The organism is Thiorhodococcus fuscus (genome assembly GCF_042682685.1).
Lineage (GTDB): Bacteria > Pseudomonadota > Gammaproteobacteria > Chromatiales > Chromatiaceae > Imhoffiella > Imhoffiella fuscus.
Genome location: NZ_JBHUHX010000010.1, coordinates 18,976 through 33,943, shown reverse-complemented (window position 1 = coordinate 33,943; position 14,968 = coordinate 18,976). Strand labels below are relative to the sequence as shown.

10 protein-coding genes are annotated in these 14,968 nt (G+C 62.3%); 4 read left to right on the top strand and 6 right to left on the bottom strand.

All coding sequences use genetic code 11. The features are described from left to right. Positions 1 to 3: 3 nt before the first annotated feature. A complete protein-coding gene (locus tag ACFSJC_RS05275; RefSeq protein WP_386024239.1) occupies positions 4 to 2,643 on the top strand; it encodes a glycosyltransferase family 2 protein in 2,640 nt (879 codons plus the stop codon). 267 nt (positions 2,644 to 2,910) lie between these two features. Then, entirely contained in the window at positions 2,911 to 3,306 is a 396-nt protein-coding gene (locus ACFSJC_RS05270) for a septal ring lytic transglycosylase RlpA family protein (RefSeq protein WP_386024237.1), read from the top strand. A gap of 43 nt (positions 3,307 to 3,349) precedes the next feature. On the opposite strand, the gene ACFSJC_RS05265 is transcribed toward ACFSJC_RS05270, so the two are convergent. The 5 genes from ACFSJC_RS05265 to egtB form a co-directional block, all read right to left on the bottom strand. After that, positions 3,350 to 4,381 carry an ABC transporter permease gene (locus ACFSJC_RS05265; RefSeq protein ID WP_386024473.1) on the bottom strand — a complete coding sequence of 344 codons (1,032 nt, stop codon included), beginning with the start codon at positions 4,379 to 4,381 and terminating at the stop codon, positions 3,350 to 3,352. A gap of 34 nt (positions 4,382 to 4,415) precedes the next feature. Further along, positions 4,416 to 5,297, bottom strand: coding sequence for an ABC transporter ATP-binding protein (locus ACFSJC_RS05260; protein ID WP_386024234.1), 882 nt, complete (start codon positions 5,295 to 5,297; stop codon positions 4,416 to 4,418). 9 nt (positions 5,298 to 5,306) lie between these two features. Beyond that, complete coding sequence (ppc, locus tag ACFSJC_RS05255) at positions 5,307 to 8,099, bottom strand: phosphoenolpyruvate carboxylase (protein WP_386024231.1); 2,793 nt, start codon at positions 8,097 to 8,099, stop codon at positions 5,307 to 5,309. A gap of 278 nt (positions 8,100 to 8,377) precedes the next feature. Then, positions 8,378 to 9,409, bottom strand: a complete 1,032-nt coding sequence (gene egtD, locus ACFSJC_RS05250; RefSeq protein WP_386024228.1) for an L-histidine N(alpha)-methyltransferase — start codon at positions 9,407 to 9,409, stop codon at positions 8,378 to 8,380. Beyond that, positions 9,406 to 10,713: an ergothioneine biosynthesis protein EgtB gene (gene egtB / locus ACFSJC_RS05245; RefSeq protein ID WP_386024225.1), complete on the bottom strand. Its 1,308-nt coding sequence runs from the start codon at positions 10,711 to 10,713 to the stop codon at positions 9,406 to 9,408. Before egtB ends, egtD begins: the two co-directional genes overlap by 4 nt. A gap of 389 nt (positions 10,714 to 11,102) precedes the next feature. Between egtB and ACFSJC_RS05240 the strand changes: the two genes are divergently transcribed. Beyond that, complete coding sequence (locus tag ACFSJC_RS05240) at positions 11,103 to 11,765, top strand: LON peptidase substrate-binding domain-containing protein (protein ID WP_386024222.1); 663 nt, start codon at positions 11,103 to 11,105, stop codon at positions 11,763 to 11,765. Between the two features lie 23 nt (positions 11,766 to 11,788). Here ACFSJC_RS05240 and ACFSJC_RS05235 read toward each other — a convergent pair whose 3' ends face one another. Continuing rightward, positions 11,789 to 14,446: a hybrid sensor histidine kinase/response regulator gene (locus ACFSJC_RS05235; protein ID WP_386024219.1), complete on the bottom strand. Its 2,658-nt coding sequence runs from the start codon at positions 14,444 to 14,446 to the stop codon at positions 11,789 to 11,791. A 141-nt stretch (positions 14,447 to 14,587) separates the two neighbouring features. Here ACFSJC_RS05235 and ACFSJC_RS05230 point away from each other — a divergent pair, with 141 nt between their 5' ends. Next, positions 14,588 to 14,914, top strand: a complete 327-nt coding sequence (locus ACFSJC_RS05230) for a HesB/IscA family protein (RefSeq protein ID WP_386024216.1) — start codon at positions 14,588 to 14,590, stop codon at positions 14,912 to 14,914. Positions 14,915 to 14,968 lie beyond the last annotated feature (54 nt).

The following is a 14,968-nucleotide window of genomic DNA, read 5'->3' as shown; positions in this document are numbered from 1 at the left end:
GTCATGAACCGTTCCATCAACTTTGTCATCCCAATCCTGATCGCGCTGCTGACCGTGTCGGCCTGGTGGTTGCTGAATCAGCCGTCCGAGGAGCCGCCATGGCCGAGTCGGATCCAGGGCTTCTCCTTCTCGCCGATGCGTGCCGATGACGATCCGAGCAAGAAGATCTTCCCCTCGTTGCTGGACATCGATGCCGATCTGGCGTTGCTGCAGGGCGATGCCCACGCAGTTCGCACCTATACGGTCGAGAGCACCCTGGCCGCCGTGCCGCGCCTGGCGGCGGCCCATGACCTCAATGTGACGCTCGGCGCCTGGATCGGTGAGGACAAGGCCTTCAACGATCAGGAACTCAAGCGGCTGGCCGACGTGCTCGCCGAGGGGAACCGCAACGTGGTTCGGGTCATGGTGGGCAACGAGGCGATCCTGCGCGAGGACGTCGAGGTGCCGGAGCTGATCCAGTATCTCGATCGGGTGCGCAAATTCACCTGGCTGCCCGTCAGTACTGCCGAGCCTTGGCATGTTTGGCTCAAATATCCGGAACTGGTCGAGCATGTGGACTTCATCACCGTCCATCTGCTGCCCTATTGGGAGGGCGTGCCCGTCGATCAGGCCGTGGACTATGCGATCAACCGTTACAACGAGATCAAGGAGACCTATCCGAACAAGCCCATCATCATCGGCGAGGTCGGCTGGCCCAGCAATGGCCGGCGCAATCGTGGCGCGGAGCCGTCACCGACCAATCAGACGCGCTTTCTGCGCCGCTTTCTCGCCCGGGCAGAGGCCGAGCATTATATCTATTACGTGATGGAGGCCTTCGATCAGCCCTGGAAGGCGAGAGTAGAAGGGGCGACCGGAACCTACTGGGGCGTCTACGACGCCAATCGGGAGCCGAAATTCGCCTTCACCGAACCGGTGGTGCGCATCCCGCACTGGCGCGAGCTGGCGGCCTTGTCGGTCGTCATGGGCGTTTTGCTGCTGGTGTTTCTCTATCGCGACAGCTCAAGCATGTCCAAGCGCGGCAAGGGGTTTCTGGCCCTCATCACCTATGCGATCTCGACGGCCGCAGTCTGGATCGTCTACGACTACACGCGTCAGTACATGACGCCCGCCACGGCGATCGTCGGTCTGCTGCTGATGGTCGGCGGTATCGGCGTCATCGTGCTGCTGATGGCCGAGGCGCACGAGTGGGCCGAATCGCTCTGGTTGCAAAAATGGCGGCGCCCCTTCCCGCTGAGAAAGGTCGCGGACGATCGGCTTCCGTTCGTCTCCGTGCACGTTCCGGCCTACAACGAACCGCCCGATCTGCTCAAAGAGACGCTCGACGGACTCGCGGCGCTGGATTATCCGCATTTCGAGGTCTTGGTGATCGACAACAACACCAAGGATCCGAATGTCTGGCAGCCGGTCGAGGCCTATTGCCGCGAACTGGGACCGCGTTTCCGCTTCTTCCACGTGGATCCGCTGTCCGGGTACAAGGCGGGAGCTCTCAACTTCGCACTGCGCCAGACCGATCCCGGGGCCGAGGTGGTCGCCGTTATCGATGCCGATTACATCGTGAGACCCGAGTGGCTGCGTCATCTGGTTCCGGCCTTCGCGGACCCCGAGGTCGCCATCGTGCAGGCCCCGCAGGATTATCGCGATGCCGACGAAAATGCCTTCAAGGCGATGTGCATGGCCGAATATCGCGGCTTCTTCCATCTGGGGATGGTCACGCGCAACGAACGCAACGCCATCATTCAGCACGGCACCATGACCATGATCCGGCGCGAGACGCTGGACGCTGTCAATGGCTGGTCCGAGTGGTGTATCACGGAAGACGCCGAACTGGGGCTGCGGCTGTTCGAGGCCGGCTACAAGGCGCTCTATATCCCCTGTACCTACGGCCGGGGTCTGATGCCGGATACCTTCTCGGACTTCCGCAAGCAGCGCTACCGTTGGGCCTATGGGGCGGTTCGTATCCTGCTCCACCATTGGCGGGAACTGCTGGGTGTGCGCAAGAGCGCGCTTTCGGCCGGTCAGCGTTACCACTTCGTGGCCGGTTGGCTGCCCTGGTTCGCCGATGGCTTCAACCTGCTTTTCAACTTCGCTGCCCTGGGCTGGTCGGTGGCGATGGTCATGTTCCCGCTGTACGTGACGCCACCCTACATGACGGTCGCTCTGGTGCCTCTGGTGCTCTTCGTCTTCAAGATGACCAAGAGCTTCTTCCTCTACCGCCGTCGGGTGACCGCTACGTTACGCCAGAGCTTCGCGGCCGGATTGGCCGGTCTGGCGCTGTCTCACACCATTTCGCGCGCCATGTTCGGCGGACTGATCACGGGTAAACTGGGCTTCTTCCGAACGCCAAAGAAGGCCGAGGCATCCGCCGTGATGCGCGCCCTGGCGGATGCGCGCGAGGAGGCCCTGTTCGGCTTCGCCTTCTGGCTGGCGGCGAGCCTGGTCATGATGCGTGACGATGCCTTTATGCTCGATGTGCGCATCTGGGCCTCGGTGCTGGTGGTGCAGTCGATCCCCTATCTGGCATCGGTCGTGGTCGCGCTCATCAGCGCCCGGCAGCATCTGTCCGCCAGCCTGGTGGGGCCGATGCATGATATGGCGTGTCAGGATGTCAAAGAGGGCGAGCAGCCCGTAACACGCGATGTCTAACGGGTTGTTTTAAAAGGTGCGTTGGCTTGAGAGCGTCTGGCTGCGCGGACCGATCGCCGCTGACACGGCGATCGGTCACGGGTCGGTCATCCCGATGCGTGTGTCGATGCGATCGGTTTTTGTAGCGAAAATCGGGGTATTTTTACATTCATTAGGGTTTACCCCATATAGGGTTTCCACTTAGACTTGGGAAGTCCTGAATTCTGGCGTCGTCGTTGCGTTGACTGTACGAATGAACGCGGCGCCTGTCGAAATGAGGTTTGCCCCATGAAAAAGACCCTTGCCACGGTCGCACTCTTAACGCTGCTGCTGCCCGTCGGCAGCGACGCAATGGCTCGAAGCGGCATCGGCCATGTCCAGAAGGGCATCGCTTCCTACTATCACGACAGTCTCAACGGTCGCCGGACGGCCAGCGGCCAGGTCTACAACAAGAACCGACTGAGCGCGGCGCACAAGACCCTGCCATTGGGCTCCAAGGTCCGTGTCACGGACACCAGGACCGGACGCAGTATCGTCGTCAAGGTCAACGACCGCGGTCCCTTCGTCAAGGGCCGCATTATCGACCTCTCCAGGAAGGCCGCTCGCGAACTCGGAATCGTCAAGCGGGGGGTTGCCAAGGTCGAACTCAAGGTCCTGAGCGTGCCTTCGTCCTCCGACTCCTGATCGCTGGTCACTGTTTCGTTCCCGCTCCCAGTGAGCGGGGCTCCTACTCCCATCGAAAGAGTCGGGCCGCGATTCCAAGGAAAAGCGCCGCGATTCCCAACAGCAATCCGATCTGCGGCAGCACGTCCAGCACTCCGCCGCCATCGATCATGATCTGCCGTGCGGCATCCACCAAATAGGTCATGGGCATCAGTCGCGAGAGGTCTTGAGCCATCGCACTGGTTCCGTCCACCGAGAACCAAATCCCCGAGAGCAGCAGCATGGGCCAGGACAGCAGATTGAGTACGCCGTCCGCGACCTCCTCCGTGCGCAGTCGCGACGAGACGATGAGTCCCAGGCTGATGAAACAGAGCGCCCCGGCGACATAGACCAGGACGAGTGCGAGATAGGATCCGTGCATGGGTGGGTGCAGGAGTAGGGCGGCTCCGAGATAGACCACCAGGCTCGCCGCCATCACAACAAAGAGTCGCGAGATCACCTGCGCGGTCAGGAATTCCCAGGGTGTCAGCGGTGTGGCCTTGAGCCGCCGCAGCACGCCGTTCTTGCGATAGCGCACCACCACCCAGCCGACGCCCCAGAGACTGGAGAACATGAGGTTCATCGCCAGCACGCCTGGCAAGGCCCAGTCCACATAGCGCAGTGCCTTTCCATCCAGCGTCCGGCGCTCGGGGACGACACCCTGAGCCGGTGTCGCGTAAGCCCCTTGCAGCAGTCGCTCGGCGACATAACCGTTCGTTGATTCACGGTTGATCCAGTAGACGGGCGTTGCGCGCAGATCGAGCAACAGATCCAACTGGTGACGCTCGACCTTCGGTATGGCGGAGTCGGGTGTCGCAAAGGGGACGAAGCGGATGTGATCGAGTCCGAGGAAGGGCGAGGAAACGCTGGCCAGGTCTCCTCCGGGGGCGACGACCCCGACCTTGAGCTGGGTGCTGCCCTGTTCGTCTGGGAAGAGAAAGGCGAAGGCCATCACCATGACGATGGGCATCAAGATGTTCCAGCTCAGGCCGGCGCGGTCGCGATAGAACTCGCGATTACGGGCGATCAGGATCGCGAGCGTTCGGTGCCACCACATCCCTCGATGCTCCTTGTTGTGTTTCGGTTCGATGTCAGGCACGCAATGCGTGTCCAGTGAGCTTGAGGAAGAGATCCTCCAGATTGGGGATGTCGACTCTCAGTGCGCTGAGATCCGCGCCTAGCCGTTCCAGATCGGCGATCGCGGCGGTGACCTCTTCGGCGAAGAGTTCGATCTCGCCATCCCGGGCCACGGCACCCGCAGGCAGGGGCGTGCCCTCGGGCCAGGCCGAGTCCGGCAGTCGGATCACCCGCGCCGGGAAGTGCTCGCGGATCAGTTGGCTCGGCTCGCCCTCGGCGATGACGCGGCCTTGATCGACGATCGCCACGCGATCGCAGAGTCGTTCCGCCTCCTCCATGTAATGGGTCGTCAGCAGCACGGTGGTGCCGCGCCGTTTGACGCGCTCGATCAGTCCCCAGAAATTGCGACGCGCCTGCGGATCGAGTCCGGTGGTCGGCTCGTCGAGAAAGACCAGCTCGGGGTCGTTGACGAGCGCGATGGCGAGCAGCAGCCGCTGGCGTTGTCCGCCCGAGAGCTTGCGGGTGTCGCGATCGAGGATCTCTGCCAGGTTGCAGATGCGGATCAGCGTGTCGCGATCGGCCGTGCGGCGATAGAGGCTTGCGAACATCTTTAGCGACTCGCCGACGGTCTGGAAGTCCTGTAGGGCCGTTGCCTGGAACTGGATGCCGATCCGCTCGTGATAGTCCCGATCCAGAGGGCGACCTTTGTAGAGCACCTGGCCCGAGGTCGGTTTCTGGATGCCTTCGAGCAATTCCAGCGTGGTCGTCTTGCCGGCCCCGTTGGGACCGAGCAGGCCGTAGCACTGCCCGGGCTCGACCCGTAGGCCGATGCCGTCGACTGCGCGCACCCCGGGATAGAGACGGACCAGATCCCGGGCCTCGATCAATGGGTTCATATTCGTGTGCTATCCCGTGTTGCGCATGCCAGCGGCGATGGCGTTGATGGATCGTAGCAGCGGGTCCAGCCATTCTTCGCGCCGTTCCTCGTCCTCATCGGCCCGATAGCGCTCCAGCAGCGAGACCTGAATGTGGTTCAGCGGGTCCAGATAGAGATTGCGTCGGGCCAGCGAGAGATGCAGGTCGGGGGTTTCCTCCATGAGGACGCGCAGTCCGGCCACGTTCAGCACCTGCGTCACGGTGCGTCTGTGCTCTTCCTCGATCAGGCCGAAGATGTGAGCGGCGCGCTCCTGATCCTCCGCGAGTCGGGCATACTGGCGCGCGATCCGCATCTCGGCCTTGAACAGCGACATCTGGGTGTTGGACAGGAGCGAGCGGAAATAGGGCCACTCCTGATACATCTTCTGTAGCTTGGCCAGACGTTCCAGGTCGTTGCCACGGTAGCGCTCGATCGCCTGGCCGATGCTGAACCACGCCGGAATGGTGTGTCGTGACTGACCCCAGCCGAAGACCCAGGGGATGGCGCGAATGGATCCGAGCGAGCGGTCGGCCTTCTTGCGGTGCGAGGGTCGCGATCCGATGTTGAGCAGTCCGATGCCGTCGAGCGGTGTGCACTCGTAGAAATAGTCGAGAAAGCCCTCGGTGTCGCGGACCAGGGCGCGATAGGCCTCCTCGCCGTATCGGGCCAGCTCGTCCATGATGCCGAGATAGTCGTTGCGCTCCTCGTCTGGAGGCTCGATGAGACAGCGGCTGGCCTTGATCAGACCGCTGACGCCCATGGTCAGCTCATAGCGGGCCGTCTCCGGATTGGCATAGCGGTAGGACAGCACTTCGCCCTGTTCTGTGAACTTGATCTGGCCATGCACCGTATCGACCGGCTGGGCCATGATCGCCTCGTGCGTGGGGCCGCCGCCTCGTCCGACGGTGCCGCCGCGACCGTGGAATAGTCGGCAGGCCACGCCCCGATCGTCGGCGAGTGCGATCACCTTGTTCTGGGCCTCGTAGAGGTTCCAGCTCGCCGAAAGGATGCCGCCGTCCTTGCAGGAGTCGGAATAGCCCAGCATGACCTCCTGCTGATTGCCGGACGCCTTGAGCAGGGACTGATAGGTCGGGTTGTCGAACAGGGTGCTCATGACCTGGTCGATGTGGCCCAGGTCCTCGATGGTCTCGAACAGCGGCGAAACCTGCAGGCTGCAGAACCAGCCCTGACGATCCTTGCCGACCAGTCCGGCGAGACGGGCCAGCAGCATCACCTCCATGACATGGCTGGCCGCGTGGGTCATGGAGATGACGTATTGGCCGAAGACCTTGTCGCCCACCTCGGCGCGCATGCGCGCCATGACCTCGAAGACCTCCAGGGTCTCGCGCGTCTCGGGGGTCAGAGTCGCCTTGTCGATGACGAACGGATGGGGGTGGGCGACGGCCTCGGCCAGCGCCATGAGACGCTGCTCTTCGCTGAACGCCTGGTAGTAGGGCGAGCCGGGCTGGCGGGCGAAGAGTTCGGTCACCGCCTGGGTGTGACGGGTGGATTCCTGGCGAATGTCCAGGTGGACCAGATGGAAGCCGAACGATTCGGCCAGACGGATCAGGTCTTGCAGCGGACCGTTGGCCGCGCTGGCGTCGCCGTGGTGGATCAGCGAGTCGCGGATCAGATAGAGATCGTTCAGGAAATCGCGATCGCTGGCGTAGCCCGCCGGCAGTCCATCGTCGTCGCGTCCCTCCATACGGGCGTGCAGCCGGTCCAGGTTGGCCTGGAGTCGGTGTCGCATCATTGCGAGCTTGCGACGGTAGGGCTCATAGAGGAACAGGCGCTGGTTCTGTCCCATGGTGTCGATCCAGTAGTCCTCGTCGGCGTCGAGGCTGTCGAGGAAGGCGGGGGAGGGCTGGCAGAGCGAACTCGAATGGCTGAGCATCCGGCGCAGCTGCTTCAACCGTTCGAGATACTCCTCCAGGATCAGCTCGGCGTGCATGCGCACGGCCAGTTCCGTCGTTTCGGGTTTGACGAACGGATTGCCGTCACGATCGCCACCGATCCAGGAGCCGAAACGGATGAAGCTCGGGACCTTGATCCCGCTCTTGGGCCCGTAGGCGCGTCGAACCGACTTTTCCAGAAAACGGTAGATGTCCGGAACCGCCTCGAACAGGGATTCACGGAAATAGTGAAGTCCCTGGCGAATCTCGTCGGTCACCTGGGGCTTGTGGATACGGACCTCGTCGGTCTTCCAGAGGATCTGGATCTGGGTCAGGATCTCCTGCAGCTTTTCCTCCAGCTCCTCTTCGTTGAGTCGGCGGCGGTGCAGATCCTGAGCGATGAGAAAGATGCGTCTGAAGTTGTCCGATATGGTGCGTCGTTTGGACTCGGTCGGATGCGCGGTGAAGACGGGAAGGTAGACGAGATGTTCCAGCAGGCTTTGGAAGTTCTCGGGACTCACGCCGTCTTCCTGAAATTGTCGGACCGTGTCGTCGAAGGAGCCGACCCATAGCCGCTCGCCCGCCGAGATACGATCCATGCGCTTGAGGTGGGCGTTGAGTTCCTCGGCCGTGCTGACCAGTCCGAAATAGATGTTGAAGGCGCGGATCACCTCGGACAGGGTCTGGGGATCCAGTCCTTCGATGCGTTTCATCAGCCGATCGCGCAACTCGGGGTCTTCCTGCTCGCGCAACTGCATGAAACCGTCGCGCAGGCGCTCCACGATCACCAGCACGCGCTTGCGGCTGTGTTCGCGCAGCACCTCGCCCAGGAGGGCGGTAAACAACTGAACATCGCGTTCTAGCGTCTGTTCCGGGGAAATTTCGTTCATCGGGGCGATACTCGATGCCGGCGGCCTCGGAATGGGGCCGGTGAGCCTGGGATACTACCTTGACCCACGCCGACGGACAAAAATGGGCTGTTGCCAGGCGTTAGCCGCCAGCTTTCAGCCTCCAGCCGTCAGCCATACAATCTTGCTGGTAGCTGGTAGCTGGTAGCTGGTAGCTGGTAGCTGGTAGCTGGTAGCTGGTAGCTGGTAGCTGGTAGCTGGTAGCTGGTAGCTGGTAGCTGGTAGCTGGTAGCTGGTAGCTGGTAGCTGGTAGCTGGTCGTTACGTCAGTCGCAGCGCATGCACGCTGAAGAGCTGATGGGGATCGGTCCAGACACGCTCGGGTTGGAATCCGGCATCTCTGGCCAGTGCGTGGAAGTCGTCGAGTCCGTATTTGTAGGAACTCTCGGTGTGGATGGTCTCGTCTTGCGTGAAGTGGAAGGTGTGTCCCGCGACCTTGACCTCCTGATCTCGAAGGCTGACCAGATGCATTTCGATGCGGCTGTACGCTGCGTCGAAGAAGGCCCGGTGCGAGAAGGCATTCAGGTCGAAGTCGGCGTCGAGCTCGCGATTGATGCGGGCGAGCAGGTTGAGGTTGAAGTCGGCCGTGACGCCCTGGGCGTCGTTGTAGGCGGCATTCAGTGTCTCGGGATCCTTGCGCAGATCCACGCCGATCAGGAGGTATCCGCCCGATCCCAGCACCTCGCCGACCCGCAGCAGAAAGCGGCGTGCCTCGTCTGGGTCGAAGTTGCCGATGCTGGATCCGGGGAAGAAGGCGGTGAGATCCGACCCGTTAGGATCGAGCGGTAATTCGAAGGGGACCGAGTAGTCGGCGCAGGCGGCCCGGATCCGCAGCCAGGGGAAGCGTTCCGCAAGCGTTCGCGCGGAGTCGAGCAGATGGTCGCGCGAGATGTCGACCGGGACATAGACTGCAGGCTGTAACGCGGCGAGCAGTGTCTGGATCTTGAGGCTGCTGCCGCTGCCGAGCTCGATCAGTACCCGATGCCGACCGAGTAGGTCGGCAATTTCGTCGCCGTGTGCGCGCAGGATCTCGATTTCGGTACGGGTCGGATAGTACTCGGGCAGTTCGGTGATGGCGTCGAACAGCTGCGAGCCGCGCCGATCGTAGAACAGCTTGGGCGGAAGGCGTTTCTGAGTCTGGGAGAGTCCAGCGAGCACCTCGGCGCGCACATCAGAGGGCGTCGGGTGGTAATCGTGGAAACGGATCCGCTCGGACGGGTTGGCGCCGCTGTCTCGGTGCTCCGGTTCTCGGATGTCCTTGGGGGGGCGACGCGTTGCTGCAGCGGTGGTCATTGGACGGTCTCCGCGAGTCGGAATCCCTTGAATTGCCAGCGTTCGTGAGGATAGAAAAAATTGCGGTAGCTGAGTCGCGCATGATCGCGCGAGGTCGCGCAGGATCCGCCCCGCAGCACCATCTGGTTGCACATGAACTTGCCGTTGTATTCGCCGAGCGCCCCCGCTGGCGCGCGATATCCGGGGTAGGGCAGATAGGCCGAGCCCGTCCATTCCCAGACGTCACCGAAGAGCTGTCTCAGGCCGTCCGTCTTCTCCGCTGGACGCGGATGCAACCAGGCGTCGTCGACGAAATTTCCGGCAATGGGGCGATCCGAGGCCGCGCGCTCCCATTCCGCCTCGGTGGGCAGCCGCTTGCCGGCCCAGGTGGCGAAGGCGTCGGCCTCGTAGTAGCTCAGGTGACAGACCGGCTCGGCCGGATTCAGCGGGCGCATGCCTCCCAGCGTCATGATCCGCCAGTCGTCGGGGGTGGCGTCCGCTTGGCCCTCCCAGTAGAGCGGACAGCTCCAGCCCTCGCGCCGGATGGTCGCCCAGCCGTCCGAGAGCCAGAAGGCCGAATTTCGATAGCCGCCGTCGGCGATGAAGTCAAGGTACTCGCCATTGGTGACGGGGCGATCGGCAATCGAGAAGGGTTCGAGGAAGACGCGGTGGCATGGGCGCTCGTTGTCGTAGGCGAAGCCTTCCGGGCCGGCCCCCAGTTCAATGAGCTCCGCGTCGAACTGCGTCCAGGTGAGGGGAGCGGGGGAGGCGATCGGCGCCACGGGCAGGTCCGCCCGGTAGGCCGGTCGCAGCGGGTTGTGTGCAAAGTGCCGCTTAATGTCCGTGACCAGCAGCTCTTGGTGCTGCTGTTCGTGGTTCAGTCCGATGCCCAAACGCATCTGCACCTTGGGCCAGACGTCCGAGGGACAGGTCGCGATCAAACGCTCCATGGCGTCGTCGACATGGTGGCGGTAGTCGTAGACCTCGGAAACGGTCGGGCGTGATAGCAGTCCGCGCTCGGAACGCGGCCAGAAACCGGTGCCGGTTTGTTCGTAATAGCTGTTGAATAGATATTCGAAGCGCGGATGAAAGACCGGGTAGTCGGGAAGAAAGGGGCGCAGCAGAAAGGTCTCGTAGAACCAGGTGACGTGGGCCAGGTGCCATTTGGGCGGGCTGGCCTCCGGAACCGTCTGTAGTCCATAGTCCTCGATGACCAGTGGCTCGCAGAGCTGCTCGCTGAAGCGGCGGATGCGCTGGAAATCGCGTCCCATCGCGAGCCGATCCGTGTCTGCGTGATCCTTGTGTGCCGGTCTGTCCTGCTGCATGTCGTCCTCGTCGAGTTCGGTGTCTGGTAGCACAGAATGCGGCCTAGCCGGATGATTTCCAGTCTGAGATGTCGCGCGTTGTCTCTGTCCCTCGTCGAACTGTGCGTCAACTAGCGTGGCGTGGCGTGGCGCTTTGGCGGACTCGATCGTGTCCCCGATTCCGCTCGCGCTCCATCCGGGCTACGGGATTGAGATTTAGGTTTGCTGCGATCCGCGAACGGCTCGATGATGCCATCGGTTCATTGCAGGCGTTGGTCGGTGCGGTGTCGACCGACGCCGGTCAAGCTGGGGAACGGGCATGGGTGCCCCAAATTACCTGGAGCAAGGCCCTTTTTCGACTCGAACTATTGGCGATGCGCCCTGAGGGGGCTCGCAGCCTGGAGTAGATGATGACGCGCAATCCATTCTTTCCGACATTCTCCGATCTGCCCGACGAGCTCGCCATCTTTCCGCTTCCCGGCGCCGTGGTCATGCCGGGCGTCCAGTTGCCGCTCAACATCTTCGAGCCGAGATATCTGAGCATGGTGGGGGACGCCTTGGCGTCCACGCATCTCATCGGGATGGTTCAGCCGACCAGCGAAACGGCCATGGACGCTGTTCCAGAGATCCATCGCGTCGGCTGTGTCGGTCGGATTACCTCCTACAGCGAGACCTCGGACGGCCGTATCGTTCTGGTTTTGAGCGGGGTGTGTCGTTTTCAGGTGTGCGAGGAGCTCGAGGGTTACAAGGGGTATCGCCGCGTCTCGGTCGATTGGGAGCGGTTCGCCGTGGACTATCACGCCGAGGGTGAAGCCATGGCTGACCGCGCTGGTTTTCTGACCTCGCTCAGAGCCTATTGCAAGCTGAACTCGGTCGAGATCCCCTGGGACGATCTCGACAAGATGAACGACACGGATCTCGTCAATCTGCTGTGTGCCCATCTACCCTTGAGCCCGGAAGACAAGCAGGCGCTCGTCGAGACGCTGTCGACGGGTGAGCGTGCCGCCTTGATGCGCGGTCTTCTGGACATGGCCTCGGTCTCCAGCATGCGTGTCGCCGAGCACCGTCACTGAGCGCCTCTCGTTCTGGATCGCGGTCAGTTCAGCTGTTCCAGCAGCTCGACCAGCACCTTCTGTTCGAGGGGTTTGACCAGATGCCGATCGAATCCTGCCGCCAAGGAGCGTTCCCTCGCCTCCTCGTGACCCAGTCCAGTGAGGGCGATCAGCATGAGTCGGTCCGGGTCCGGGAATTCCGCGCGTAGCTGGCGGGCCAGCTCCAGGCCGTCGATGTCTGGAATTCCGATATCCAGGAAGGCGACCCGAGGACGGAAGCGTCGGGCCGCAGCGATACCGTCGATACCCGAGTTGGCCGTTTCCACCTGATAGCCTAGGACTTCCAGCAGCAGGGCCAATGCGCCGGCGACGTCCGGGTTGTCGTCGACGATCAGGATGCGCTTGGTATTGGACGCTGGGTTGGGTTCGGTGCAATCGATGGGGGTCGGGTCCTGTTCGCTCGCTGCGGAAGGTCGCAGCCGAGGTAGATGAAGTCGCATCTCCGTGCCCTGTCCGACACCCGCGCTAATGGCCTGCAGCCGTCCTCCGTGCATCTCGGTCAGACGCCGGGCGATGGCCAGTCCGAGTCCGAGTCCACCGCTCGGGGTGTCGATGGGGCGCATCCCAGGGGAGAAGAGCTTGAAGAGCGAATCGATCTGTTCCTGGCTCATCCCTTGCCCGTTGTCGCGGACCCGGATCCTCACCTCATCGGCTGTCGACTCGGTTTCGACACTGACCCGGCCGCCTTCCGGGGTATATTTGGCCGCGTTGACCAGCAGGTTGAGCAGGACCTGGGAGAGGCGGACCGAGTCCCCCTCGACCTGGACCTCCGGGTCGGGAAGCGTCCAGGTGAAATGGTGGTGGCGTTCGTCCATCAGGAAGCGCACGCCGTCGGCGACCTGCTGGACCATGTCGCTGATCTGAACCGGGCGATGTTCCAGCTCCAGTCGTCCGCTGACGATCCGCGAGACGTCGAGCAGGTCGTCCAAGAGGCGTCCCATGTGGGCCGTCTGGCGGTCGAGCAACTCGACCGCCCATTGGATGCGCGTATCCTCGCCGATTCCGACCCGGCGGATGATCTCGACTGCGTTGCGGATGGGGGCCATTGGATTGCGCAGCTCATGACCCAGCATGGCGAGAAACTCGTCCTTGCGTCGATCGGCCTGCCGCATGGCCTCCTCGGCGGCCTTCTCCTTGCGGATGTCGCGGGTCACGGTCGCGAATCTCATGGGGCGGCCGGTTTCGGGATCGTCGATTCGCAGTGCGTCCCAGTAGACGTCGATCGGCTCTTCGGTGACGAAGTGACGGAAACGGATCTCACCGGCCCAACGACCCTCGTTCATGACGGTTGGAAGGACGGTGTCCTTGGCGAACGGCAGGTCCTCGGGAAAGATGAAATCTAGGATCTGCGTCGTTCGAACGGATGCGTCGCCGTCCAGTCCGACCAGCTTCTGGCCGGCGTGATTGATATAGATGCCACGCTCGTGCAGGTCGGCGACGCCGATGAAATCGGATGAGCACTCGACGACGGTGGCCAGCTCGCGCGCGCGCGTCTCCGCTCGGCGTCTGTCCGTAATATCGATGACGGCCGCGACCGTTTTCAGCGGATGTCCCGCAGCGTCACGGATGAAGGCGGCGTTGACCAAGGCCCAGACGATCTGTCCATCCTTGCGGATATAGCGTTTTTCGGTGAAATAGTCGTCCTTTTCCTGACGCATGGCGCGCTGGAAGCTCACCAGATCCTGTTCGCGGTCTTCCGGGTGAGTCAGATCGTAGAAGGACATGCCGAGTAATTCGTCGACCGAGTAGCCGAGCAGTCGGCAGAGCTGCTGATTCACATGGAGGATGGCGCGGGTCTCCGGGTCCACGAGCGCCATTCCGACTGTTGCCAGCTCGAACATGAGTCGAAACTGATTTTCGCTTTCCCGCAATGCGTGTTCCATTTGCATTCGATCCGTGACATCGCGATTGCTGGCGCGCTTTCCGGCGAATGCGCCATTCGATTCGAAGACCGCCTGACAGATTTGCTCGATCCAGCGGATCTCGCCGTCCGGCCTGAGGATGCGAAAGGTCAGGGTGTCCGGTTCCCTGTCTCGGCAGCGCTGTAACAGGTGCCGTGCGACCATCGCTCGATCTTCGGGATGGATGATGCTATCCAGCAACTCGGGGTCGAGGAAGAAGGCGGTCGGCTCGCGGCCCGTGACGCGCTCGCTTGAGGGCGACATCCAGCGCAGGCATCCTTCTGGGGTGATCCAGTATTCCCAGTCGTAGGTGTAGTCCGCCGCCAAGCGGTAGCAGTCGGCGCTGTTTGCTATCTCCTCCTCGGCCAGCAGCGAATCGGTTACATCGAGGACGCAGACCATGAGGCCGCTCGCGGTACCGTCGGCGCTTTTCACCGGGGCCAACGTGAGATCGAACAGACGGGCTCCGGTCGGCTCGCGTAGCGTCAGTCCACGGCGTTGCGCCGTTCCCCCTTCCCAGGCGTGTCGTGCGGCGTGAATGAACTCGGCATCCCCGGTGAGGCGCTCGGTCCATGGTCCGGCTGAGCCCGTCTCGGAGGACGTTTCGTGCAGGGCGTCAGAGGCATAGAGCCAGGTTGGATTCAGCTCGGCATCCAAGATGCACAGGCCAAGGGGGATGCCCGTATCGATTTCTGGCGATCGGCGCTGGTCCAGGGGAAAGGTGGTCGGGTCGAGAGGCAAGAGCGGCTGGTCTTCTAGGCTATGGTCCCAACGTTGCGCTGAAGATACTCGCGGTGCATGTTGGCTTCAACCTTGAAAACGGCCGCCCGGATGTCAAATTCTGCCTCCAATGACATCATCTAAAGGTAGGGGATCACCAGCATGGCAGTCACACTGACCGAAGCGGCCGCTCAACACGTTTCTAACATGCTCGCCAAGCGTGGTACAGGGGTGGGCCTGCGCGTCGGAACCAAGAAAAGCGGATGTAGCGGCTACGCCTACGAGATCGATTACGCGGACGATCTGGCTTCCAGCGATCGGATTTTCGAGAGCCATGGGGTTAAAGTGGTCGTCGACGAGGACAGCATTGGACGGATCGACGGAATGGAGATCGATTTCGTCAGGTCGAATCTGCTCAATCAGGGCTTCGAATTCCGCAATCCGAACGCCAAGAATCCATGCGGTTGCGGCGAATCCTTCGGCGTCTGAGCCTGTTTCGGGCCGCACGCTGGTCGATCGGATGGCAGGCCTATCAACAGACAT

What these genes read in the sequence shown, in the direction of transcription:
- ACFSJC_RS05275 (WP_386024239.1), top strand. Translation starts at nt 4, where the DNA reads ATGAACCGTTCCATCAACTTTGTCATCCCAATCCTGATCGCGCTGCTG.
- ACFSJC_RS05270 (WP_386024237.1), top strand. Translation starts at nt 2,911, where the DNA reads ATGAAAAAGACCCTTGCCACGGTCGCACTCTTAACGCTGCTGCTGCCC.
- ACFSJC_RS05265 (WP_386024473.1), bottom strand. Translation starts at nt 4,381, where the DNA reads ATGTGGTGGCACCGAACGCTCGCGATCCTGATCGCCCGTAATCGCGAG.
- ACFSJC_RS05260 (WP_386024234.1), bottom strand. Translation starts at nt 5,297, where the DNA reads ATGAACCCATTGATCGAGGCCCGGGATCTGGTCCGTCTCTATCCCGGG.
- ppc (WP_386024231.1), bottom strand. Translation starts at nt 8,099, where the DNA reads ATGAACGAAATTTCCCCGGAACAGACGCTAGAACGCGATGTTCAGTTG.
- egtD (WP_386024228.1), bottom strand. Translation starts at nt 9,409, where the DNA reads ATGACCACCGCTGCAGCAACGCGTCGCCCCCCCAAGGACATCCGAGAA.
- egtB (WP_386024225.1), bottom strand. Translation starts at nt 10,713, where the DNA reads ATGCAGCAGGACAGACCGGCACACAAGGATCACGCAGACACGGATCGG.
- ACFSJC_RS05240 (WP_386024222.1), top strand. Translation starts at nt 11,103, where the DNA reads ATGACGCGCAATCCATTCTTTCCGACATTCTCCGATCTGCCCGACGAG.
- ACFSJC_RS05230 (WP_386024216.1), top strand. Translation starts at nt 14,588, where the DNA reads ATGGCAGTCACACTGACCGAAGCGGCCGCTCAACACGTTTCTAACATG.